Source organism: Hyphomonas neptunium ATCC 15444, from assembly GCF_000013025.1.
GTDB classification, from domain to species: Bacteria; Pseudomonadota; Alphaproteobacteria; order Caulobacterales; family Hyphomonadaceae; genus Hyphomonas; species Hyphomonas neptunia.
Map to the genome: position 1 here is coordinate 1 of NC_008358.1, position 19904 is coordinate 19904.

The following is a 19904-nucleotide window of genomic DNA, read 5'->3' on the forward strand; positions in this document are numbered from 1 at the left end:
TAACGCTTTATCCCGTCAAATCCACAGGCGACTCACAGATTGGCCCGCGGCGCTTTGACGTTTCAAACTCGAAATGAGTCAGTGGTTAACAGGGTGTAAACGTCCGTGTTGGAATCACAGAGGAGAACGCACGGTGACTCTCCAGAGGTGAGAATCCTGCAATTGTGAGTCGCCTGTGAATCCCTGTGTGTGATTTGGAATTCCACACAGGAGTCACACCCCTTGTGAAATCGGTTTCAGGGCGGCAAGAGAGCTGGGTGACCCAGCCTCAACGCCCCAGCATCTATTTCAATGTGCATCTCGTGTCCGACAGTACGGGCGAGACCCTGAACGCCATTCAACGCGCCGCCTGCGCGCAGTTTGAGAATGTACAGCCGCTCGAGCACAATTATTACCTTGTCCGCTCCGAACGCCAGCTCGAGCGCGTCATGAAGGAGATCGAGGCAGCGCCCGGCGTGGTCTGGTATACCATCTCCGATGGCGCGCTGCGCGGGCGTCTGGAAGCATTTTGCCGTGAGCGGAGCATACCGACGCTGCCGGTTCTCGATCCCTCGATTGCCATGCTCAGCCGCCATCTGGGCGTCGCGCCCAATAACCGGGTGGCCGGACAACACGCCCTCGATGAGGATTATTTCGAGCGGATGGAGGCGATTAACTTCACGCTCGCTCATGATGACGGCCAGAATGTGGAAAGCCTGATTGGCGCCGATGTCATTCTTCTGGGGGTCAGCCGCACATCGAAAACACCAACCTGCGTCTATCTGGCCAATCGCAAGGTGAGGGCAGGGAACATCCCGCTCGTCCCTGGTGTTCCCCTGCCTGACTTCATGGAGAAGATGGGTGACAAGGGGCCTTTGGTGGTCGGCCTCAAGATTTCAGCCGAACGCCTCGTTCAGATCCGCCGGCAGCGCCTCATCTCGCTCAATCAGGATGAGATCACCGAATACGCCGATGAAGAAGCGGTGCGCGATGAGATCACCCAGGCCAACCGCCTGTTCCAGCGCAATGGCTGGAAGACGATTGATGTGTCCCGCCGCTCCGTAGAAGAAACGGCCGCGGGCATTCTCAACATGCTGCATGAACGCTGGGGGCATTCTTGAGCCTCGCCGTTACGCTCGCCTCTACCAGCAAGAGCCGCCGGGCCCTGCTTGCCGCCGCCGGAGTCGAGGCAGACGGCGTCGCGCCGAATGTTGACGAGGAATCCTTCCGCAACACGATGCGCGCCAACAAGCTGCCCGTCCGCGAACAGGCCATGCAGCTGGCTGAGCTCAAAGCCATGCGCGTTTCGGCAAAGCGTCCGGGTCTCGTTATCGGCGGCGACCAGATGCTCGCGCTCGGCGACGAAGCTTTCGACAAGCCTGCTGACCTTGAAGCGGCAAAAAACCATCTTCGCCAGCTGTCGGGAAAATCCCACACGCTGGAGACGGCCATTGTAATCTGCGAGGACGGCGCGCCCATCTGGCGCCATCTCGCCCGGCCAAAACTGACCATGCGCCCGCTGACAGAAGACTTCATCGAGACCTATGTCTCGTCCTGTGGCGACGCGCTTCTCTCGACTGTGGGGGCTTACCAGCTCGAGGGTCCAGGCGCGCAGCTGTTTACGCGGATCGAGGGAGATTATTTCTCCATTCTCGGCCTGCCGCTGCTGCCGCTTCTGGATTACCTCCGTATCCGGAAAGTGCTTCCTACATGACCCATCTTCTTGGCGTTGTGGGCGATCCTGTCGCCCATTCGCTTTCGCCTTTCATCCATAATGGATGGCTTCGCGCGCATCAGATTGACGCGGTTTATTCCGCCTTTGAAGTAAAAGCCGGAGAGCTTGTGTCTGGCCTTCAGTCCCTGTCCAGCCAGGGGGTCATCGGGCTGAACGTTACCCTTCCGCACAAGGAAGAGGCGATGCGGCTCGCAACCTCTGTCAGCGGCACAGCCCACCGGCTGGGTGCCGTGAATTTTCTGGTTCGCCGGGAAGATGGATGGATCGGCGACAATACAGACGCTCCCGGCTTCGGGCTGACGCTCGACTTTGGTGACATTGAAGTCTCTGGGAGGAATGTCTTTCTGCTCGGGGCAGGGGGCTCTGCCCGCGCGGTGGCTTCGGTTCTCGCAGATCGCGGCGCACGCCTCACAATCTGTAACCGGACGGTCGGCCGCGCAGAAGACCTCGCGCGCGACCTTGCGCCCGGCGCGCGGGTTCGCTCCCTGGACGAAGGCCTGCGTAAGCTCTCTTCTGCTGCGCTCGTCGTAAACACGCTCAGCCTTGGCCATTCTGGCGGACGTCTGGAATTACCGCCATCCGCCGGGGGCATCTTCTATGACATCAGCTATGGCAAAGGCGCAGAGGCTGCCTTGAAGGAAGCCCGCGAAAAAGGCTGGCGCGCGCTCGACGGTCTCGGCATGCTGGTTGCTCAGGCAGCTATCAGCTTCGAACACTGGTTTGGTATCAAGCCGGACATGGCCGAGGCGCATGCCCGGTGCCGTAAGCTTGTGGAGGCCACATCATGATCATCCTTGGGCTGACTGGCTCTATAGGCATGGGAAAATCTGCCACCGCGAACCTTTTCAAGGACGCGGGCATACCGGTTTATGATGCCGACGCGGCCGTTCATGCGCTCTATGCGGAAGGCGGCGCAGCCGTGGCCCCGCTTGAGGACGCCTTTCCGGGCGTCGCCCATAAAGGCGCCATTGACCGGCAGAAACTGCGCACCCGCGTGCTCGACGATCCCGAGGCCATGAAGCGGCTGGAAGGAATCGTCCATCCGCTCGCCGGCGAAGCGCAGCTGGATTTCCGGCGCCGCGCAAAGGATGACGGCGCGCAGTTTGCGGTTCTCGATATTCCTCTGCTGTTTGAAACGGGCGGCAACCGGCACTGTACCTACACGCTGGTTGTTTCTGCCCCCGCTGATATTCAGCGGGCTCGCGTGCTCGCCCGGCCGGGAATGACCGAAGAGGTGTTTGAGTCGATTCTTGCCCGTCAGATGCCGGACGCCGACAAGCGAGCGCGGGCAGATTTCATCGTATCGACGGCCCATGGTTTTGACTTTGCACGCGACCATGTCCGCGCCATTATCGCCCTGATGAAGCGAATCGCTGACGGAGAGACCCCATGACAGAACGCGTCCGGGAAATCGCCTTCGACACCGAGACCACAGGCCTCAACCCGAATGAGGGCGACAGGATCATCGAGATCGGCGCGGTTGAGATGATCAATCACATCCCGACCGGCAAGACCTTCCGGCGCCTGATCAATCCGGGCATGGCCGTCTCCGAAGCCACAATTCGCATCACCGGCATTACGGACGACCATCTTCGCGACAAACCGCCTTTCGAGCATCCCGACATTATTGATGCGTTTCTGGAATTTACCGGCGACGCCATCATCGTGGCCCACAATGCCAGCTTTGACCGCGGCTTCCTGAATATGGAACTGCAACGCTGCGGGCGCGACATCATTCCGGAAGACCGCTGGGTCGATACCGTTCAGATGGCGCGGAAACGCTATCCCGGCGCCCCGGCCAGCCTGGACGCGCTCTGCAAACGGTTCGACATTTCTCTGGAAAGCCGCACCTTCCACGGGGCGCTGCTCGATAGTCAGCTCTTGGCGAGTGTCTATCTGGAGCTGCTGGGTGGTCGCGCCCGCGCGTTCAGTTTCGAACCCACGCTGGGAGGGGAGGGCTACCAACGCCCCGCAGCCCGGCAGCGCCCGGCGCCGCTTGCTTCTCTGGTGACAGATGCAGAGCGCGCCGCCCATGCCGAGCTTGTTGAAAAGCTTGGGGCAGACGCGCTCTGGAAAACCTTGCCCTGAGGGCGGGTCAGCTCGCGCCGCCATTGCCGTTCTGCGCGCGCTCTGCCGCGCGGCGGTATTGCGACTGATAGAGAGCCACAAAATCAACGGGGTCGATGAGCAGGGGCGGGAAGCCGCCCTCACGGGTGATCTCGGCGATGATCCGGCGCGCAAACGGGAATAGCAGACGCGGACACTCGATCAGCAGCATCGCTTCGACCTGACCTTCCGGCACGTTTTGCAGCTGGAACAGGCCAGCATAGTCCAGTTCGGAAATGAACAGGACTGTGTCACCGGCAGAGGCTTTGGCCGAAAGCTTGAGAGAAACCTCAAACAGGCCGTTTCCATCAGCGTGAGGGGAGGCGCCGACATCAATCCCAAGATCGATATTGGGCTGCGTCTGAACCGGCGGATGGCCCGGATTCTCGAAGGAGAGATCCTTTACATACTGGCCGAGCACCCGAAGGCTCGGGGGATTGGCGGGCTGCTGACCTGGGGTGGGGTTCCCGGCGGCGCTCGTATCTGTCATTATCCACCTCTGTAGTTAGGGTCCCGCGCCTAGCATGCAGGCCGGTCAGGTGCAACGCATGGGCTGGCAAGCTGGCACCACTGGCCTTATGTGTTCCCTATATTTGCAATGTACTGAAGGATTTCGCCGCCAACATGTCCAACCCGCTGATTGAAGTCCTTATTCTGGCGGCTGTCGCCCTGTTCGTTCTGTGGCGTCTTTACTCCGCCCTTGGCCGGGGCGGCGATGAAGGGCCGGTCCAGCGACCGGCGCCGACGCCCGAGAAACGCCCCACGCCGGGTGAGATGCCCGCGCCCCAACCCCGGCGCATCGAAAATGAACGCCCCATCTTCACCGGGCCGGCCGCAGGCGCTCTGGAAGACATCTACAATGCCGACCGGTCTTTCAGCACGGAAGAATTCATGCGCGGCGCCAAGGCAGCCTATCAGCTGATCGTTGGCGCCTATGCGCGGGGTGACCGCAATGCGCTGCGCCCGCTGCTGGATGACGATGTGTATGAAGCCTGGGACGCGGCCATTGCCGAGCGCGACGCGACAGGCGCGCGCGCCTTTGAACTTTTGCGCATCAAGAAAGCCGAAATCGACCGCGCCGAGCTTGATGGCAGCATGGCCCGCGTGATGGTGCGCTATGAGGCCGAACTCGGCGATGGAGAGACGACACGGATCGTCCGCGAAATCTGGACCTTCATGCGCGACGTTTCCTCCAGCGATCCCAATTGGCTGCTCGACGATGTTGAGGTTGCCGCCTGACACATCTCTCAGGTGACATGCTGAGGAGTTTCGCGGCATAACGGACCGGCCATGATCCGTTTTGCTGCTCTCCTGTTTTCCGCCCTTGTCCTGGCCGCGTGCCAATCCACCCCGCGTCCTGCGGCGCCGGTAGTGGTCCAGCCTGGCCCGACACCAGGCCAGACACCGGGCACTGTCCGCCCGCCGCCAGCATCCCTGCCGACGAGCTATCGGGATCTGCCCGGCTGGCAGGGCGCGACGCTTGCCCCGTCGCTGGAAGCGTTTCGCCGCACATGCGACCGCTTTACCCGCCGCGCCTGGGACGCGCCGCTCTCGCGCAGTGTCGCGTGGGCCGGCACGGCAGCAGACTGGGCGCCTGCCTGCGAAGCCCTCGCCGCACCGCTCGATGAAGGCGCCACGCGCCGGGCCTTCGAAACACTTTTCATCCCGGTAGAGATCATCGACCCGGAAGGAAAACCGCGCTTCACGGGCTATTTCGAACCGACCTATGAAGCCCGCCGCGCGCCGGAGCCTGGCTTTACAGAGCCTGTCTTCGCAGTGCCGTCTGACTTCGTTGCCAATGGCGACAGTCCGTTGCAACGGCTTCCCAACGGCACCACGCGGCCCTATCCGCCCCGCGCCGAGATCACCGCCAAAGGCGGCCAGGCGATCGCCTGGGCACACCCGACAGATGTGTTCTTCCTCCAGATCCAGGGTTCGGGCCGGCTCACCTTTCCTGACGGCACAACGCTGCGTGCCGCGTATGCCGCGCATAATGGCCAGCCGTTCAGATCCACCGCCAACTGGCTGATTGAAACCGGCCGCATCACGCGCGGCGAAGGCTCGATGCAGGGCATCCGGGCCTGGATGGACCGTGCGTCCCCGGAAGAAGTGCGCCAGTCAATGAACATCAACCCGCGCTTCGTCTTCTTTCAGTCTTTGCCCGAGGGCGATCCGGAGCTTGGCCCCACCGGCGCGCACAATGTTCCGCTCACGCCGTTCGGATCAATGGCGATTGACCCCTCCTTCCATGCTCTCGGTGTGCCGATGTTCGTACAGACCTCCGCGCCCGGTCTTGGCGGAGACTGGTCAGGCCTCCTGATCGCCCAGGATACCGGCGGCGCGATCAAAGGCCCGGTGCGCGGTGACATTTATTTCGGCACGGGCTTTGACGCAGGCCAGCGCGCCGGCACAATGAACGCGCAAGGCCGTCTCTGGGTGCTTTTGCCGCTCACCGTAGCCGAACGCCTCCGTCAGTCGCTCGAATCCGGCCCGGTCGCCGCGCGCACGCCTGCGCCAGGCGCGGGCTGACCGGCATGAAATCGCGCCGGCTCAGCGAGGAAGAGACGCGGGCCTGGGCAAAGGTCGCCGCCACGGTGAAGCGTATCGGCCCGCAGGAAGCCTCCCTGCCGGATTTCCAGGCGGCGTTGGAAGCGGGCGAGCCGGAACTGCGGGAAACAAAGCCGCTGAAGAAGCCCGCCCCAGTGATCAAGGCCTCTGATCCCCCCGCGCCCAGGCTCCCCATTCCTCCGGCAAACCGGGGCGGCGAAAAGCGCGTGCGCCGTGGCAAGCTCGACATTGCCGCTACCTTCGATCTTCACGGCCACACCCAGATCAGCGCCGCGCGCGCGCTCCCGGCATTCCTGATGGACCAGCAGGCGGATGGTGCCCGCTGCGTCCTCGTCATCACGGGGAAGGGCAGGGAAGGGCAGGGCGTGTTGCGCCGGAACTTCCTGCTATGGCTGGAATCGCCCGAAGCACGCGCCCTCGTGTCGGGCTATGCCGAATCCCATCCCAAGCATGGCGGCAGCGGCGCGTTCTATGTCTTCCTGAGACGGAAGGCATAAAAAAAGCCGGGCCCCAAAAGGTCCGGCTTTTTTGATCTGACTGTAACGCCGAAGGCTAGTCGAAGTCGCGGAACACGTCTGCGGCCGAGACGTCCTTCTTGCGGACATCCTCTTCCTCAACCTTGTACTCGTCTGCCGTGTCCTTGGTTTCGGTGAGGCCTGGGCCTTCGCCGCGGGCGGCGCGCTCGGCGTCCATCTTGCGGCGGCGGTCGGAGGCTTTCGAGATCACTTCATCCAGCTCGATCTGGCTGCAGAGGCCCAGCGTCACCGGGTCGACCGGGCGGATATTCTGGGAATTCCAGTGAGACTTGTCGCGCACATTGTTGATCGTCGATTTGGTCGTGCCGATCAGCTTGATGATCTGCGCGTCGGTCACTTCCGGGTGGTTACGGATGAACCATGCCACGGCGTCCGGCTTGTCCTGGCGGCGGATGACCGGCGTGTAGCGGCTACCCTTGCGCTTGGGCTGGGGAATATGGGCGATCTTCGATTTGGCGAGCTGCAGCTCGTAATCGGGATTTTCTTCGCCCAGAGCGATCTCTTCGCGGGAGAGCATACCGCCGGCAATCGGGTCAACGCCGCGCATGTTCTCGGCAACATCGCCATCGGCAATACCTTTGACCTCGAGATGGTGCAGGCCGCAGAACTTCGCGATCTGGCCAAAGGTCAGGGTCGTGTTGTCGAGGAGCCATACGGCGGTGGCGCGGGGCATCAGGACATCGGCCATGGAAGTCTCCTGTATCTTTCCAAACTGGGCGCCTGAAATGCAGCCGCCCGGCACGCGAGTGCCGGGCGGATGAGGTTTCAGGCAAACTGTGAACCTTGACCTTTCATATAAGCCAAATGCGCCGCCAAGGGAAGCATCCTATAATGTAAGCAGGATTTTCCCCGAATGGCCGCCCTTTTCCATATGGGCGAGGGCCGCTTCGGCCTCGGCGAGCGGATAGGTTTTTTCCAGGACCGCGCGGATTTTGCCGCTCGCCACATGCGGCCAGAAATCCTTCTCAACCGCCGCCCGGATGCGAGACTTCTCCGGCACCGGACGTGCCCGCAGCGTGGTTGCCATGAGCGACAGCCGCTTCATCAGCACCAGCCCGAAATTCACTTCGGCCACCATGCCGTTCTGATAGGCAATGTTGATGATGCGCCCGTCGGCCTTGGCTGCACCGATATTCTTCTGGATGTAGTCGCCGCCCACCATGTCGAGGGTCACATCGGCGCCGCCAGCTTCCTTCACGATCTGCTCGAAATCCTGCTCGCGGTAATTGATGGCAATGTCGGCGCCCAGGTCGCGCGCCAGGGCGCATTTTTCTTCAGATCCTGCCGTGCCGAAAATCTTCGGCGCGCCATAGGCCTTGGCCATCTGGATCGCCATCACGCCGATGCCGCTGGTGGCGCCGTGGCAGAGGAAGGTCTCGCCGGGCTTGAGGCCTGCGCGGTCAAACACATTGGCCCAGGCCGTCATCAGCGCCTCGGGGAAACAGGCGGCTGTCACAAGGTCCATGTCCCCCGGAACCGGCAGCACAGAGCCTTCATCGACCACCACATGGCTGGCATAGCCTCCGCCCGCAAGCAGGGCACACACCCGGTCGCCCTGCTTGAAACGTGACGTGCCAGGGCCAAGGCCCACAACCGTACCGGAAACCTCCAGGCCCAGAATGTCGGAGGCGCCCGGTGGGGGTGGATAACGGCCCGCGCGCTGAGCCAGGTCTGCCCGGTTGAGGCCGGCTGCGGCTACTTCGATCAGGATTTCGCCTTGTCCGGGGACGGGGCGGGGGCGCTCCACCCGTTTCAGGGGTTGGCCGGTTTCGGCATGGGCGGCCGTCATTGTTGCGGTCATGGGGATAACTCCTTGCGCGGGTATTAAGGGTCTCGGAGTCGCTTCTAGCCCGGCTTTCTGCTTTGATGAAACCAATGAGACGGAGACACGCCCCGGAGACGCGCCATGGCCCTCAATGATGAAGAGCCCGTCCTTGTCCGCAAGGCTCAAGGACTGGACCAGATGTCGGTGGACGAGCTGGAAGTGCGCATCGCGCAGCTGAAGGCAGAGATTGCCGCCTGCGAAACCGAGATCGAAAAAAAGAAAGCGCAGAAACGCGCCGCAGACGCCCTGTTTGGTGGTAACGGTTAAGTCGCGCGAAACGGCTTTCAGGGTAAACCTGAAAAGATATGCCGCGAAAATACGTGGAGAGATGTGATGGCAGAACGCGATTTGGTTTCCCCGCAGTCGCTGGAGCCCTTTACCGGCGGCAAACTGTTCGACACCGTGTTCACACGCGGCATGGCGCTGGTTGAAGAAACAGCGGCCTATCTCGATGGTCCCGGCCGCGAGCAGTCGAAGACCCTCGCGCGTGAGGCCAGCCTTACTTACGCTGCCTGGAGCATGGAGCTGACGACGCGCCTGATGCAGGCCGCGTCCTGGCTCGTGATGCAGAAAGCCGTCCGTGATGGTGACATGCGCCGCGAAGACGCCGGCTCCCGTAAATACCGCATCCGCCGGGATGAGCCCGCACTTGACCCCTCGAAGCAGGAGGGCAGGGGCCTGCCGCCGCGCTTCCTGGAGCTGGTTGGCCGCGCCGAAGCCCTGTTCGAGCAGGTGTGCCGACTGGATGAGGCCCTCTACCAGCCCGCCAGCGCGGTGAGCGCGCCAAACCCTGTGTCAGAGCAGATGGCGGCGCTTCAGAAAGCAGCTGACACGGGCGCGTTCGATCCGCTGATGATCTGGCGCCGCGCCAAATAGCGCCGCCGCCCGTCACCTCCGGCAATTCACTTTTCGAAAATCAGAACGCGGCGTAGGTCCGCAGGAACGCGGTCGCCTGCTCGGCGCAGAAGCCTTCCTTGACTGGCGCACGCGAGATCGTCAGCCTGTGGAAGATCGGTCCCAGCAGCTGTTCGAGCACGTCATCGAGTTCGAAATCGCGGCGGATCACACGTCGCGCTGCGAGTTCGGCCAGCAGCATGCGCAGGGGCTGGCGAATGTCGCGGCCGACCCAGGCGCGCCATACTTCACCGGCTTCCTTGTCATCGGCCGCCGCCAGCAGCGCCACGCGCAGCACGGCATGGCCATGCCCGGTACGGGCAGCCGCTTCGAGCGGAATGATCAGCGCTGTAATCCGCTCCTGCGGGTCGCGTCCGCCATCGGGAGCGTCCGGGATCAAGGCGAGCGCTGCGTCGACACACATCGCGCCGATTGACGGCCACCAGCGATAGATCGTCTGCTTGGAGGCGCTGGCGCGCTTGGCGACAGAATCCACACTGAAACCGCGCCAGCCATTCTCGGCCATCTCATCGCGGGCCGCTTCCAGGATTGCGGCCTTGGACACCTCGCTGCGCGTTGGCCCCTTACGGGAGCGCGAGGGCGGGCTCGGGGTTTCGGTCGGCGTTGTCATGTGGGGCGTCTCCATCGCACAGCACGTCTTGATAGACCGGATTCGGCCCTTAGGCGAGACTGACCGTTCCGTGTTAACGAGGATTCGTTTCAAATTTGCTTGCACCGCAGCAATTTTTGCGCGATCCGCCCCTCCGCAAGCTTGGAGAACTGGGATGAAAACTGTCGATGACATGATCACCGGCTACCGTCGCTTCCGGTCCGGCGTGTATGCCGAACAGGTAGAGCTTTACCGTCAGCTCGGAGAGGGGCAGGACCCCGACATCATGCTGATCGGGTGTGCTGACAGCCGGGCGGAGCCTTCGGATATTTTCAACGCCGCGCCGGGACAGATGTTCGTGGTGCGTAACGTCGCCAATCTGGTGCCGCCCTACCAGCCCAATGGCGGGCTGCACGGCGTCTCCGCCGCCCTCGAATTTGCGGTGAACATTCTCAAGGTAAAGATCATCGTGGTCATGGGCCATGGTGGCTGTGGCGGGATCTCCGCCTCACTCACCAAGAATGACAGCCCGCTGATCGGCGAATTCGTCGCCCCTTGGGTGAAGTTGCTGGACGAGGCGCGCGAGCGGGTTCTGGCGACCCAGCCGGTAAACCCGCAATTTGCGCTGGAGCTGGAAGGCATCGAAACCTCGATCCAGAACCTCATGACCTTCCCCTTCGTCCGCGAGAAGGTCGAGGCGGGCACGCTGGAAATCCACGGCGCCTGGTTTGCCATCAAGCATGGCGAGCTCCACTGGCGCAATCCGCGCTCCCAGCGGTTCGAAATCGTGGCGCCCTAGAAACAGAACTGGCCTGGAAGGGTGCACCCTCCAGGCCAGCTTCGGTCATCTTTGGACAAATCCCGACAGATCAGCCCTTCAGGTTTGCCTGCTCGCGGGCAACGGCGTCGCGGATCAGCTCGCGCGCCTTCTCGATGCCATGCCAGCCATCGATGCGGGTCCATTTGCCTTTTTCCAGATCCTTATAGTGCTCGAAGAAGTGCTGGATCTTGTCGCAAAGCGTCTGCGGCAGGTCGTGATAGGTCGAGATCTTGTCGTAATAGCCCGTCAGTTTCGGGTGGGGCACGGCGAGGATCTTCTCGTCCTGGCCCTTGTCGTCAGTCATCATCAGCACGCCGACCGGGCGCACGCGCAGCACACAGCCCGGCACCAGCGGGCGGTTGCCCACCACCATCACATCGATCGGATCGCCATCGAGGCTCAGCGTGTGCGGCACAAACCCGTAATTACAGGGATAGCGCATCTCGGTGTAGAGGAAGCGGTCCACGAACATCGCGCCGGAGGCCTTGTCGATCTCGTATTTGATCGCATCCCCGCCCAGCGGCACTTCGATCAGAACGTTGATGTCGTCAGGCGGATTGTTGCCGGCGGAAATTTTCGAAAGGTCCATGGGAGGCTCACATGCTTCGCTGTGGGAGGTCAGGAAAGTTCGGCGCCCGGATGAACTGCCGCAGGCTTCAGGTCAAGGGTAATGAGTAGGCAGACCCCGAACGAATACTTTAACGAGGCGGCGCTTTTCGCAAATGGTCGATCAGCGCTCGAAGTTTTGGCGCAAGATTGCGGCGGCTCGGATAATAGAGATAGAAGCCGGAAAAATGAGGACAGAAGTCTTCCAGAACTGCCACAAGTTCTCCTCTCTTCATCGCCGGCCAGAAACTTTCTTCCATGCCGAAGGTGATACCGGCGCCAGCCACCGCCAATTTTATCATCAACGCCATATCGTTTGTGGTGATTTCCGGTGACACAGAAACGCTGAATTCGCGGCCATCACGCTCTGCAAATTCCCAGCGATAGGGTGCCTGTTTTGGCGCTGACCGCCAGCCCACACAGCGATGATGCACCAGATCGCGTGGATGGGCCGGTGCCCCTGCCTCTGCCAGATAGGAAGGCGCGCCAACGGCCAGTTGGCGCTGCTCGGCGGAAACCGGCACCGCGATCATATCCTGCTCAATCACCTCGCCCAGCCGCACCGCCGCATCATAGCCTTCCGCGACGATGTCAAATTCCTCATCTGTCACCAACACATCCATCTGGATGCCGGGATGGGCCTTGGCGAAAGTGGAGAGAAGCGCTCCGCCCAGAAAATGTTCAGCGATAGAGGAAACAGCCAATCTCAGTTGCCCTTGCGGACGGCCAGACAGGCTGCCTGTCAGTTCCACCGCCCTGCGCAAGTCTCCAAGCGCGGGGGCCGCCTCGACATAGAGACGCTCGCCCGCCTCGGTCAGGCTGACACTGCGCGTTGTACGCTGAACCAACGCGATCCCCAGCGTTTCCTCCAACTTCCGGATGGTCTGGCTGACAGCAGACCGTGTAACGCCCAGCCGATCAGCAGCAGCGCGAAAATTGCGCTCCTCGGCAACCAGAGCAAAGACCGAAAGAGCATTGAGATCTGGAATCATTGATTAGATAAAGTCACCAAAGTGGAAAAGAATGGGTAACTTATCGCAACAATCCAGCGTGTCTATCTGAATGGCAGTCGCCCTAGGCAGGGCAGGGATCCCATTCAGGAGAAAGACCATGATCCGGAACAAGGTTGTGCTGATCACCGGCGCCTCAAGCGGCATCGGCGCGGGTATTGCGCGGGAGCTTGGCGCGGCAGGCGCAAAACTCATGCTCGGCGCGCGGCGGTTGGACCGGCTTGAGGTGCTCGCCGGTGAAATTCGCGAAGCGGGCGGAGAAGCTCTTGCCCACCGTCTCGATGTAACCAGCCGTGCCGAGGCCGCCGCCTTTGCAGAAGCCGCGCGGGACGCTTTTGGCCATGTCGATGTCATCGTGAACAATGCCGGTATCATGCCGCTGTCGCTTATGGCCTCCCTGAAGGTGGAGGAATGGGACCAGATGATCGATGTAAATATCAAGGGCGTGCTGAATGGCGTGGCAGCCGTTTTGCCGGAAATGACAGCGCGCGGCTCGGGCCACATTATCAACATCGCCTCCATCGGCGCCCTGTCTGTTGTGCCGACGGCGGCCGTCTACTGCGCCACCAAATATGCTGTGCGCGCCATCTCCGATGGTCTGCGTCAGGAGAATGACCGCATACGCGTTACCTGCATACACCCCGGCGTGGTAGAGAGCGAACTTGCCCACACAATCACCGATCCTGTGGCAGCAGAGGCGATGAAAACCTACCGCGCCATCGCGCTACAGCCCTCTGCCATCGGCCGGGCGGTGCGGTTTGCCATCGAGCAGCCTGAAGACGTGGACATCAACGAGATTGTTGTCCGTCCCACGGCAAGCGTCTGAAGGAGGGGCACCATGACACAGCTTTTTACACGCCCTCGTATCGCTGCCTCAATGGCTATGGCTGCCATGATCGCCGCGCCCGCTTTTGCCCAGACCTCAGACGAGCGTCTGGAGCGCGGAAGCGCTGTTATCCGTGAGCTGAACAATGGGGCACCCCAGCCGGTGCTGGAGGATATGCGGGAGGAGTTTCCTTTCCTGGCAGATGCCACGCAAGGCTATGCGCTCGGTGAGGTCTGGTCCCGCCCCGGCCTTGATAACCGCACGCGCCAGATCGCCGCCGTCGCAGCCTTTGCCGCGATCGGAGAAACAGGCTTCATGAGAACGCATGCCGGATATGCCCTGAATATCGGTGTGACGGAGGAGGAGTTGAAGGAAGTGATCTACATGGTCACGGTTCCGGCAGGCTTCCCGCGCGCCATTTCCGCGTCACAGGTGCTCTCCGAACTTTTCGAGGAGCGCCGCGCCGCAGCGGAGGGCGCGCCATGAAAGCTCTCACTGCCGCCGTTATCATCATCGCAGGATTGATCCCTGCTCAGACAGGATATTCCCAGATGGCCTCAGACCCTGAAGCAAGCTCCGTATCAGAACAGACCCACCCCTATGCCGGTATGTGGGTCACTGGCGATGGCTATATCCGCCATGAACTTCTGCCTGACGGTCGCTATGATGAAGCGCGCGGCACGCGGCAGAGCGCCTATCAGGGGCGCTATGAAGTCCGTGGTAACCACATCGACTATTGGGATAACACCGGGTTCACAGCCGATGGAGAATTCATCGACGGTGTGCTCCATCACGGCGGCATGATTTTTTACCGCGAGGAGTAAGCGGGAAGAGGGCTAGCCCTTCCGCTTCAGCGCGTAGTTGAAGCTCACCGAAATGCGCGCCTCCTCGCTCTGCCCCGGCATCACCTCATGGCGCAGCCAGCTTTCCCAGAGCAGGCAATGGCCTTCCTTGGGCGCTACATACACAAAGCGGCGGGCCGCCTCGGGCGCGTCCTCGGCCAGCTGCGGCGCGGCCATCATCATCGCCAGGCGCGGGTCTTCAAATTTGATGCGGCCCGCCCCTTCGGGAATGGCGACATAATAGGTGCCCGAAATGACGCTGCCGGGATGGATATGCCCCGAATGATGCCCGCCTTCGCCCAGGATGTTCACCCAGATCGCATCCAGAACGAGGGAAAGCCCCTCCATGTCCCAGTAATGATCCCTGGCAAACTTCGCTGCCGCCTTGTCCAGATGGCGCTTCAGCTCGCCAAACTCGGGAAAGCGCTCGGGCAGATCATCGAGCGAGGCGTAAGACGTATACCCGTCATACCCCTCCGCCTCGCACCAGGCGTTGCCCGCCGCGTCGTCCTCCGCCAGCGACCAGGCGCACCGGGCCAGCCCCTCACGCAGGGCCGCGTCCCCCAGAGGGGTCTCATCAATCTGCGTCGCAAACAGGATACGCATGGGGCAGGACTCCTAAAGTCCCGGCGCCCTTACAGAGACTTCGCCAGCGCTTCAAGCTGATCGGCCGCCATGCCCCAGCCGTCATGGAAGCCCATCGCCTCATGTTCCTTCAGCGTTTCCTCGGTCCAGTGCAGCGCGCGGGCGGTGTATTTCGTCTTGCCTCCGCCGGCGTTCGCAAACAGCGTCTCGGCCACCATGAAGGCGCGCTCAGACGGTATCCAGCCCGGCAAAAAGGCATCCGTCGTCACGATCTTCTGCATCGGCACGACTTCCAGATACACGCCGATATTCTCAAACCGCTCGCCGTCCGGCCCGTTCATCACGCTGAAGCTCTCCCCGCCGGGGCGCAGGTCCATCCGCGCATCGGTCACATACCAGGGCTTGGGGCAAAACCACTGTTCCAGAAGTTTCGGCTCTGTCCAGCACCGCCACACCTTCTCCACCGGCGCGTTCATCACGCGCTCCAGGCTCAATGCAAACTTCGGTTCAGAGTGGGGTTTGGTATCAGTCATTGGGATTTCCTCCGTTGAAAGATTGTAACGAGCGGTGTCATTTCGTGGGCCGGCTGGTCTCTTCACTCATTCCGGCGAAACTGCTGATCGCCTTCACACGTCGTCCGGCGGCAGTGGAAAATTCAACAACATGACAGAACCGCCGTACACGGCCGTCTTCAAGCGTCGTCTCGCCGCTCGCCGCGCCCACCTTGCCGTGCGACAGGGCGTGATGAATGGTAAGCGCCGCAGGCCGCGCCTGATCGCTCAGCGCTTCAGCAATCGCGGCCTTGCCCGCCAGAAGCGCGCCGCCGCGCGTCTGCCAGGCGCACGCGTCAGACAGCGCATCGGGCGTCTCCCCACATTCCAGCGCAACGGCAATTTCCTGCGCCAGAAGGTTCTTCGGAGAGTTCCCGCAGTCAGGGCTGCGCACAATGCGGGTCATCGCTGCCCCCGTCCGCCGTCTACTGATTGATGTCCGGCTCAACCAGCCGGGCGAGTTTGGTCAGGCATTCCTGCCAGCCCACATAGCATTGGTCCGGCGGGATCATGTCGGGAATGCCCGCCTGCTCGATAGTTATCTCTGTTCCGGCAGAAACGGCTTTCAGCGTCACAGTCACGATCATCTCGCCCGGCATGCCGGGGTCGTCAAACCGGTCCGTATACACCAGTCTCTCGCCGGGGATCAGCTCGCGATACTCCCCGCCAAAGGAGTGCCCGCCCCCGGTCGTGAAATTGCGGAACGACATGCGATGCTTCCCGCCCACCCGCGCATCAAGTTCGTGCACTGTGCAGAGAAACCCATAAGGCGGCAGCCAGCTGGCAATCGCATCAGGCTCGATAAACGCGCGGTAGACTTTCTGGGGATTGGTCGTCAGCACGCGGTGCAGATGGATGGTGGATGGCATGATGTTTCCTCTCTTTATGATTTCGCAGCAGGGGCGGGGGCCTCAAACAGGGCCTCGATGTAGCGGCGCAGATGATCGAGGCTGTCTTGCGCAATCGAAGCATCGCCGCTCGCCTTGGCCAGAATGAACGCGCCCTGCGTCACCGTCCCAATGTGCAGCGCCAGGCTGCGCGCGCTCCAGTCGCCGGCAATGCCGCGCGCGGCCTTCGCCGCATCAATATCCACCGCCAGCTTTTCGGCATGCTCTGCCATGCTGTCCCAGGCCGCCGCCGCCACAGGCGGGCTCGTCGCCCAGGCCTCCTGCGCCATCGTGCCCACAAAGCAGGTAAAATCGGCGATCTCCCCGTCCATCATCTCGCGGCGCAGGGCGATATAGCCAAGCAGGCGCTCCAGCGGGTCCTCGGGCTGGTGATACGGCGCGTTATCAAAAAAACCGCCCGTCACCGCAGACCAGTGATGGGCCGCCGCCACCGCCAATTCTTCCTTGCTCTTGAAGTGATGAAAGAACGCACCCTTGGAAACCCCCGCCGCCGCGCAGATTTCATCCACCGTCGTCGCGGTGAGGCCCTTCTCGCGCACCAGCTTGAAAGCCGCCTCCATGAGGTTGTCACGCGTATGGGGATTTGCCGTGCGGGCCATGGGTATGTGCTCCTTGAGGTGTTTAATACCAACCAGTCGGTATAAATGTAAAGCCTGTTTTTGGCAGATCTGCTTTTTGGAGCCCGGTTGGAGTTTTTGCCCCGCTCGTTGGAGTTTCCGTTGGAGTTTTTTTGACCCGCTTGTCCCCCAAAGAAAAAGCCCGCCGCGGGGGTTCCGGGCGGGCTTTTGATTGGGTGAAGGAAGGGGCCCCTATTCCGGCTTGCGGAATTTCAGGGTCATCCGGTCGCTCTCGCCGATGGCGGTGTACTTGGCCGCGTCAAAGCCTTCGATGGTCGTGCCGTCGGCTTTCGAGGTCGCGCTGTTGGGCGGCAGGGTCCACACGCCGAAGGGGTGGTCGGCGGTATCGGCCGGGTTGGCGTTGATTTCGCTCGCTTCCACGAATTCAAAACCGGCGGCTGTGGCCAGGCCCTTCACGAAGTCCTCGTGAACATAGCCGCTAGCCGCCGTCGGGTCCTGCATCGCGGTCGAAGGCAGGCGGTGTTCCACCACGCCCAGAACGCCGCCGGGCTTCAGCGCGGCATAGGCGTCGGTGAAGAATTTCTCGGTATAGCCGCCCGACATCCAGTTATGAATGTTGCGGAAGGTCAGCACCGCATCAGCCGTGCCCGCCTCGGTCAGCGGGCCAGATGTGGCAGAAAACGCTGAATATTCAAGGGTTCCAAAACGCGGATCGGCATAGGTGTTCTGGAATTCGGTCAGGCGTTCCTCGATCCGGGTGCGCCGCTCGGCGTCGTCCACGGAGGCCGGGTCAAAGCCTGCGGCTACCAGCGTGCCGCCGCCAGAGGCGAGCCAGGGGGCCAGAATATTGGTGTACCAGCCGCCGCCGGGCCAGATTTCGACCACCTTGTCATCGGCTTCCACGCCGAAGAATTCCAGCGTCTCGGCCGGGTGGCGCCAGGCGTCGCGGGCCTTTTCCTCGTCGGAGCGCAGGTCGGAATTGACAATGTCGGCCAGTGTGACGGCCGGGGCCGCTTCAGGGGTGGCCACTTCCGGGGTGGTTTCGGCAGGCGTGTCGGCGGCCGGTGTGGCGGGCGCGCAGGCTGCCAGTATTACCGCAGACGCGGCCATCAGCATCAATCGTTTCATGAAGTCTCTCCATCCCAAGGTACTTGATACCCCTCCTACGCTACCCAAATAGGTCTTGTCACGGTGCCGCAGAGCGGGCCGGGGCCGGAAGAAGTGCCAGCGCCACATAAACGGGCTGGGGTCTCGCTTCCCTTCCGAAAAACTCCAACCGCAGTTGCTTTCTAGAGGACTGTCCAAATGAGCAATATTGATCTTACCCCCCTGTATCGCACCATGGTCGGCTTTGACCGGCTCGCCGGCATGATCGACCAGGCCTCCCGCCTCGACGGGACGCAAGGCTATCCCCCTTACAATATCGAGAGAGTCGACGAAAACGCCTTCGCCATCGAGATCGCCGTCGCCGGGTTTACCGAGGCCGACATCGAGATCGAAACGAAGGAAGGGCTTCTCACGGTCGCCGGCAAAAAGGGCGACGGTGAAAATGGCGACGGCCGGAATTTCCTCCATCGCGGCATCGCCCAGCGCAGCTTCATCCGCCGCTTCCAGCTGGCCGATCACGTTCTCGTGACCGCCGCCAGCCTAGAGCATGGCGTGCTGCGCATCGACCTCATCCGGGAAATCCCGGAAGAGAAGAAAGCCCGCAAGATCGAAATCGGCACAGGCACCCAGACAAAGGGTCCGAAACTGATCGGCAACAAGTCCGCCACAGACAACGCAGCTTAAACCAGCTTTTAGTGCGATTGCCGGGAGGCGACGGAACGAAGGCCCCTGCAGCTCAGGCTGCGGGGGTCTTTTGCTTGGTCCTGCTGGGCTCCGCAAAGAACTCTGCCGCGCCGGCATCCTTCAGGAAGGCGCTCAGCGCGTCGGCCTCTTTCACGCTGCGGACTTTATCCCGCAGCTTCTGGAACGCGCGCGCCGCATAATTCTGCGTGGCCTGCTCGAAAGTACCGGTCTCCAGCGTCACCGAAAACCGCTTCTTCTGGCAGGACGCGCTCGCCCCATTGGCATTGGCCCAGGGCAGATAGGTGCGGGCAACTTCCGCCTCGAACAGCGGCAGCAGCGTCGGCGCCAGTGCTTCCAGCGACGCGTAAGGTCCGCCCGCCTTGGGGTCCGCCATGTTCTCGCACCAGGCCACCACAAATGGCGCCCGGTCATTCAGCCAGGCCGCCGGCGTGGGATCAGTCAGCATCTGCTGGAATTGGGCCGCCAGCGCAAAGTCTGCCGCCGACGGATGACCGCCAAAAATGAAAAGATGCTCTTTGAGATGCGCGTTGAGAAGCTGGGCAAACTGCCGGTAGGAGGCTTCCAGCGCGGGAGCATTCTCGCCCTCGGCGCCCACCAGCGGCAGGCGCGCCAGCATCCGCTGGGCAATCTGTTTTGCCGGTGTCTTGTAGGCGCGCGGCCGCTTGCCACCATTGATCTGCACCAGCACGCGGATGGAGGCAGCGTCGCGGTCGGGCATCTGGCCCCAGCGCTGCTGGAACATCGCCTTGTTCAGCCATTCATCCGCGTAATCCTCGAGGATCAGCGACAGCGCAGCCAATGCGGCATCATCCGGCTGAATAGCAGGCTCGGGATGCGCCCGGTCGAGGATCACAAGGATCTGCGTCGAATCCTGGTTCACCTTGCCTTCGGGCGAGACGAGCAGCGGCACGGTTGGCGTCTTCGCCAGTTCGCGGAATTCGGCCTCATTGGCAGCGCAGCGCGCCACCCATTCAAAGTCGAGCCCCTTGAAGCGCAACGCCGAACGCACCTTGAATGAATAGGGCGACGTGTCAGCGCCGAAGAGTCTGTAACCGGCCATCAGAAAAATCTCTCGGGAAACATGGGGTCTCTCTAGGCAGTTCATTTCCCGCT

28 protein-coding genes are annotated in these 19904 nt (G+C 61.9%); 15 read left to right on the forward strand and 13 right to left on the reverse strand.

Features of this window, described 5'->3' with window-relative positions; translation table 11 throughout:
- Positions 1 to 257: 257 nt before the first annotated feature.
- The 5 genes from HNE_RS00005 to dnaQ are packed head-to-tail and all read left to right on the forward strand — an operon-like array spanning position 258 to position 3802.
- Positions 258 to 1100 (forward strand): pyruvate, water dikinase regulatory protein, encoded by an 843-nt coding sequence (locus tag HNE_RS00005; RefSeq protein ID WP_011645035.1) that lies wholly within the window; start codon positions 258 to 260, stop codon positions 1098 to 1100.
- The gene (locus HNE_RS00010) at positions 1097 to 1693 is read left to right on the forward strand and encodes a Maf family protein (RefSeq protein WP_011645036.1); all 597 of its coding nucleotides are present in this window, start codon (positions 1097 to 1099) and stop codon (positions 1691 to 1693) included. The genes HNE_RS00005 and HNE_RS00010 overlap by 4 nt, the downstream gene beginning before the upstream one ends.
- Complete coding sequence (gene aroE, locus HNE_RS00015; RefSeq protein WP_011645037.1) at positions 1690 to 2502, forward strand: shikimate dehydrogenase; 813 nt, start codon at positions 1690 to 1692, stop codon at positions 2500 to 2502. Before HNE_RS00010 ends, aroE begins: the two co-directional genes overlap by 4 nt.
- A complete protein-coding gene (gene coaE / locus HNE_RS00020; RefSeq protein ID WP_011645038.1) occupies positions 2499 to 3107 on the forward strand; it encodes a dephospho-CoA kinase in 609 nt (202 codons plus the stop codon). The genes aroE and coaE overlap by 4 nt, the downstream gene beginning before the upstream one ends.
- Positions 3104 to 3802, forward strand: coding sequence for a DNA polymerase III subunit epsilon (gene dnaQ / locus HNE_RS00025; protein WP_011645039.1), 699 nt, complete (start codon positions 3104 to 3106; stop codon positions 3800 to 3802). The genes coaE and dnaQ overlap by 4 nt, the downstream gene beginning before the upstream one ends.
- 7 nt (positions 3803 to 3809) lie before the next feature.
- Here dnaQ and secB read toward each other — a convergent pair whose 3' ends face one another.
- Positions 3810 to 4310, reverse strand: coding sequence for a protein-export chaperone SecB (gene secB / locus HNE_RS00030; RefSeq protein ID WP_011645040.1), 501 nt, complete (start codon positions 4308 to 4310; stop codon positions 3810 to 3812).
- A gap of 134 nt (positions 4311 to 4444) precedes the next feature.
- On the opposite strand from secB, the gene HNE_RS00035 reads away from it, so the two are divergent.
- From HNE_RS00035 to HNE_RS00045, 3 genes are read left to right on the forward strand one after another with little or no spacing between them, the layout of a single operon-like run.
- Positions 4445 to 5059, forward strand: a complete 615-nt coding sequence (locus HNE_RS00035; RefSeq protein ID WP_011645041.1) for a Tim44/TimA family putative adaptor protein — start codon at positions 4445 to 4447, stop codon at positions 5057 to 5059.
- A 51-nt stretch (positions 5060 to 5110) separates the two neighbouring features.
- On the forward strand, positions 5111 to 6349 hold the full coding sequence (locus tag HNE_RS00040; RefSeq protein WP_011645042.1) for a murein transglycosylase A: 1239 nt from the start codon (positions 5111 to 5113) through the stop codon (positions 6347 to 6349).
- A gap of 5 nt (positions 6350 to 6354) precedes the next feature.
- A complete protein-coding gene (locus HNE_RS00045) occupies positions 6355 to 6885 on the forward strand; it encodes a Smr/MutS family protein (protein ID WP_011645043.1) in 531 nt (176 codons plus the stop codon).
- Between the two features lie 55 nt (positions 6886 to 6940).
- Here HNE_RS00045 and HNE_RS00050 read toward each other — a convergent pair whose 3' ends face one another.
- Together HNE_RS00050 and HNE_RS00055 are read right to left on the reverse strand one after the other, a co-directional pair.
- A complete protein-coding gene (locus HNE_RS00050) occupies positions 6941 to 7612 on the reverse strand; it encodes a DUF1013 domain-containing protein (protein WP_011645044.1) in 672 nt (223 codons plus the stop codon).
- A gap of 138 nt (positions 7613 to 7750) precedes the next feature.
- Positions 7751 to 8725 (reverse strand): NAD(P)H-quinone oxidoreductase, encoded by a 975-nt coding sequence (locus tag HNE_RS00055; protein ID WP_011645045.1) that lies wholly within the window; start codon positions 8723 to 8725, stop codon positions 7751 to 7753.
- A 105-nt stretch (positions 8726 to 8830) separates the two neighbouring features.
- On the opposite strand from HNE_RS00055, the gene HNE_RS00060 reads away from it, so the two are divergent.
- Together HNE_RS00060 and HNE_RS00065 are read left to right on the forward strand one after the other, a co-directional pair.
- The gene (locus HNE_RS00060; RefSeq protein ID WP_011645046.1) at positions 8831 to 9016 is read left to right on the forward strand and encodes a DUF1192 domain-containing protein; all 186 of its coding nucleotides are present in this window, start codon (positions 8831 to 8833) and stop codon (positions 9014 to 9016) included.
- 66 nt (positions 9017 to 9082) lie between these two features.
- Positions 9083 to 9625, forward strand: a complete 543-nt coding sequence (locus HNE_RS00065; protein ID WP_011645047.1) for a DUF1465 family protein — start codon at positions 9083 to 9085, stop codon at positions 9623 to 9625.
- Positions 9626 to 9665: 40 nt separating this feature from the next.
- On the opposite strand, the gene HNE_RS00070 is transcribed toward HNE_RS00065, so the two are convergent.
- Positions 9666 to 10274, reverse strand: a complete 609-nt coding sequence (locus HNE_RS00070) for a TetR/AcrR family transcriptional regulator (protein WP_011645048.1) — start codon at positions 10272 to 10274, stop codon at positions 9666 to 9668.
- 154 nt (positions 10275 to 10428) lie between these two features.
- Between HNE_RS00070 and HNE_RS00075 the strand changes: the two genes are divergently transcribed.
- The gene (locus HNE_RS00075; RefSeq protein WP_011645049.1) at positions 10429 to 11052 is read left to right on the forward strand and encodes a carbonic anhydrase; all 624 of its coding nucleotides are present in this window, start codon (positions 10429 to 10431) and stop codon (positions 11050 to 11052) included.
- A gap of 70 nt (positions 11053 to 11122) precedes the next feature.
- Here the strand turns inward: HNE_RS00075 and ppa are convergent, their stop codons facing one another.
- Both ppa and HNE_RS00085 read right to left on the reverse strand, forming a co-directional pair.
- Entirely contained in the window at positions 11123 to 11662 is a 540-nt protein-coding gene (gene ppa / locus HNE_RS00080; RefSeq protein WP_011645050.1) for an inorganic diphosphatase, read from the reverse strand.
- Between the two features lie 109 nt (positions 11663 to 11771).
- Entirely contained in the window at positions 11772 to 12671 is a 900-nt protein-coding gene (locus HNE_RS00085; protein WP_011645051.1) for a LysR family transcriptional regulator, read from the reverse strand.
- Positions 12672 to 12789: 118 nt separating this feature from the next.
- Here HNE_RS00085 and HNE_RS00090 point away from each other — a divergent pair, with 118 nt between their 5' ends.
- From HNE_RS00090 to HNE_RS00100, 3 genes are all read left to right on the forward strand, one after another.
- Complete coding sequence (locus HNE_RS00090) at positions 12790 to 13515, forward strand: SDR family oxidoreductase (protein ID WP_011645052.1); 726 nt, start codon at positions 12790 to 12792, stop codon at positions 13513 to 13515.
- Between the two features lie 66 nt (positions 13516 to 13581).
- Positions 13582 to 14001: a carboxymuconolactone decarboxylase family protein gene (locus HNE_RS00095; protein WP_011645053.1), complete on the forward strand. Its 420-nt coding sequence runs from the start codon at positions 13582 to 13584 to the stop codon at positions 13999 to 14001.
- A complete protein-coding gene (locus HNE_RS00100) occupies positions 13998 to 14339 on the forward strand; it encodes an Atu4866 domain-containing protein (RefSeq protein ID WP_011645054.1) in 342 nt (113 codons plus the stop codon). The genes HNE_RS00095 and HNE_RS00100 overlap by 4 nt, the downstream gene beginning before the upstream one ends.
- A gap of 12 nt (positions 14340 to 14351) precedes the next feature.
- On the opposite strand, the gene HNE_RS00105 is transcribed toward HNE_RS00100, so the two are convergent.
- The 6 genes from HNE_RS00105 to HNE_RS00130 form a co-directional block, all read right to left on the reverse strand.
- Positions 14352 to 14963 (reverse strand): 2OG-Fe(II) oxygenase family protein, encoded by a 612-nt coding sequence (locus tag HNE_RS00105; protein ID WP_011645055.1) that lies wholly within the window; start codon positions 14961 to 14963, stop codon positions 14352 to 14354.
- A 29-nt stretch (positions 14964 to 14992) separates the two neighbouring features.
- Entirely contained in the window at positions 14993 to 15475 is a 483-nt protein-coding gene (locus tag HNE_RS00110) for an SRPBCC family protein (RefSeq protein ID WP_011645056.1), read from the reverse strand.
- 37 nt (positions 15476 to 15512) lie between these two features.
- The gene (locus tag HNE_RS00115) at positions 15513 to 15899 is read right to left on the reverse strand and encodes a hypothetical protein (protein WP_011645057.1); all 387 of its coding nucleotides are present in this window, start codon (positions 15897 to 15899) and stop codon (positions 15513 to 15515) included.
- Positions 15900 to 15918: 19 nt separating this feature from the next.
- On the reverse strand, positions 15919 to 16362 hold the full coding sequence (locus HNE_RS00120) for an SRPBCC family protein (RefSeq protein WP_011645058.1): 444 nt from the start codon (positions 16360 to 16362) through the stop codon (positions 15919 to 15921).
- 14 nt (positions 16363 to 16376) lie between these two features.
- A complete protein-coding gene (locus tag HNE_RS00125; protein ID WP_011645059.1) occupies positions 16377 to 17000 on the reverse strand; it encodes a TetR/AcrR family transcriptional regulator in 624 nt (207 codons plus the stop codon).
- A gap of 210 nt (positions 17001 to 17210) precedes the next feature.
- The gene (locus HNE_RS00130) at positions 17211 to 18107 is read right to left on the reverse strand and encodes a class I SAM-dependent methyltransferase (protein WP_035591333.1); all 897 of its coding nucleotides are present in this window, start codon (positions 18105 to 18107) and stop codon (positions 17211 to 17213) included.
- Between the two features lie 177 nt (positions 18108 to 18284).
- Between HNE_RS00130 and HNE_RS00135 the strand changes: the two genes are divergently transcribed.
- A complete protein-coding gene (locus HNE_RS00135; RefSeq protein WP_011645061.1) occupies positions 18285 to 18770 on the forward strand; it encodes an Hsp20 family protein in 486 nt (161 codons plus the stop codon).
- Between the two features lie 52 nt (positions 18771 to 18822).
- Here the strand turns inward: HNE_RS00135 and HNE_RS00140 are convergent, their stop codons facing one another.
- Positions 18823 to 19851, reverse strand: coding sequence for a glutathione S-transferase family protein (locus HNE_RS00140; protein ID WP_011645062.1), 1029 nt, complete (start codon positions 19849 to 19851; stop codon positions 18823 to 18825).
- Positions 19852 to 19904: the final 53 nt, after the last annotated feature.

What these genes read in the sequence shown, in the direction of transcription:
- aroE (WP_011645037.1), top strand. Translation starts at nt 1,690, where the DNA reads ATGACCCATCTTCTTGGCGTTGTGGGCGATCCTGTCGCCCATTCGCTT.
- coaE (WP_011645038.1), top strand. Translation starts at nt 2,499, where the DNA reads ATGATCATCCTTGGGCTGACTGGCTCTATAGGCATGGGAAAATCTGCC.
- dnaQ (WP_011645039.1), top strand. Translation starts at nt 3,104, where the DNA reads ATGACAGAACGCGTCCGGGAAATCGCCTTCGACACCGAGACCACAGGC.
- secB (WP_011645040.1), bottom strand. Translation starts at nt 4,310, where the DNA reads ATGACAGATACGAGCGCCGCCGGGAACCCCACCCCAGGTCAGCAGCCC.
- HNE_RS00035 (WP_011645041.1), top strand. Translation starts at nt 4,445, where the DNA reads ATGTCCAACCCGCTGATTGAAGTCCTTATTCTGGCGGCTGTCGCCCTG.
- HNE_RS00040 (WP_011645042.1), top strand. Translation starts at nt 5,111, where the DNA reads ATGATCCGTTTTGCTGCTCTCCTGTTTTCCGCCCTTGTCCTGGCCGCG.
- HNE_RS00045 (WP_011645043.1), top strand. Translation starts at nt 6,355, where the DNA reads ATGAAATCGCGCCGGCTCAGCGAGGAAGAGACGCGGGCCTGGGCAAAG.
- HNE_RS00050 (WP_011645044.1), bottom strand. Translation starts at nt 7,612, where the DNA reads ATGGCCGATGTCCTGATGCCCCGCGCCACCGCCGTATGGCTCCTCGAC.
- HNE_RS00055 (WP_011645045.1), bottom strand. Translation starts at nt 8,725, where the DNA reads ATGACCGCAACAATGACGGCCGCCCATGCCGAAACCGGCCAACCCCTG.
- HNE_RS00060 (WP_011645046.1), top strand. Translation starts at nt 8,831, where the DNA reads ATGGCCCTCAATGATGAAGAGCCCGTCCTTGTCCGCAAGGCTCAAGGA.
- HNE_RS00065 (WP_011645047.1), top strand. Translation starts at nt 9,083, where the DNA reads ATGGCAGAACGCGATTTGGTTTCCCCGCAGTCGCTGGAGCCCTTTACC.
- HNE_RS00070 (WP_011645048.1), bottom strand. Translation starts at nt 10,274, where the DNA reads ATGACAACGCCGACCGAAACCCCGAGCCCGCCCTCGCGCTCCCGTAAG.
- HNE_RS00075 (WP_011645049.1), top strand. Translation starts at nt 10,429, where the DNA reads ATGAAAACTGTCGATGACATGATCACCGGCTACCGTCGCTTCCGGTCC.
- ppa (WP_011645050.1), bottom strand. Translation starts at nt 11,662, where the DNA reads ATGGACCTTTCGAAAATTTCCGCCGGCAACAATCCGCCTGACGACATC.
- HNE_RS00085 (WP_011645051.1), bottom strand. Translation starts at nt 12,671, where the DNA reads ATGATTCCAGATCTCAATGCTCTTTCGGTCTTTGCTCTGGTTGCCGAG.
- HNE_RS00090 (WP_011645052.1), top strand. Translation starts at nt 12,790, where the DNA reads ATGATCCGGAACAAGGTTGTGCTGATCACCGGCGCCTCAAGCGGCATC.
- HNE_RS00095 (WP_011645053.1), top strand. Translation starts at nt 13,582, where the DNA reads ATGATCGCCGCGCCCGCTTTTGCCCAGACCTCAGACGAGCGTCTGGAG.
- HNE_RS00100 (WP_011645054.1), top strand. Translation starts at nt 13,998, where the DNA reads ATGAAAGCTCTCACTGCCGCCGTTATCATCATCGCAGGATTGATCCCT.
- HNE_RS00105 (WP_011645055.1), bottom strand. Translation starts at nt 14,963, where the DNA reads ATGCGTATCCTGTTTGCGACGCAGATTGATGAGACCCCTCTGGGGGAC.
- HNE_RS00110 (WP_011645056.1), bottom strand. Translation starts at nt 15,475, where the DNA reads ATGACTGATACCAAACCCCACTCTGAACCGAAGTTTGCATTGAGCCTG.
- HNE_RS00115 (WP_011645057.1), bottom strand. Translation starts at nt 15,899, where the DNA reads ATGACCCGCATTGTGCGCAGCCCTGACTGCGGGAACTCTCCGAAGAAC.
- HNE_RS00120 (WP_011645058.1), bottom strand. Translation starts at nt 16,362, where the DNA reads ATGCCATCCACCATCCATCTGCACCGCGTGCTGACGACCAATCCCCAG.
- HNE_RS00125 (WP_011645059.1), bottom strand. Translation starts at nt 17,000, where the DNA reads ATGGCCCGCACGGCAAATCCCCATACGCGTGACAACCTCATGGAGGCG.
- HNE_RS00130 (WP_035591333.1), bottom strand. Translation starts at nt 18,107, where the DNA reads ATGAAACGATTGATGCTGATGGCCGCGTCTGCGGTAATACTGGCAGCC.
- HNE_RS00135 (WP_011645061.1), top strand. Translation starts at nt 18,285, where the DNA reads ATGAGCAATATTGATCTTACCCCCCTGTATCGCACCATGGTCGGCTTT.
- HNE_RS00140 (WP_011645062.1), bottom strand. Translation starts at nt 19,851, where the DNA reads ATGGCCGGTTACAGACTCTTCGGCGCTGACACGTCGCCCTATTCATTC.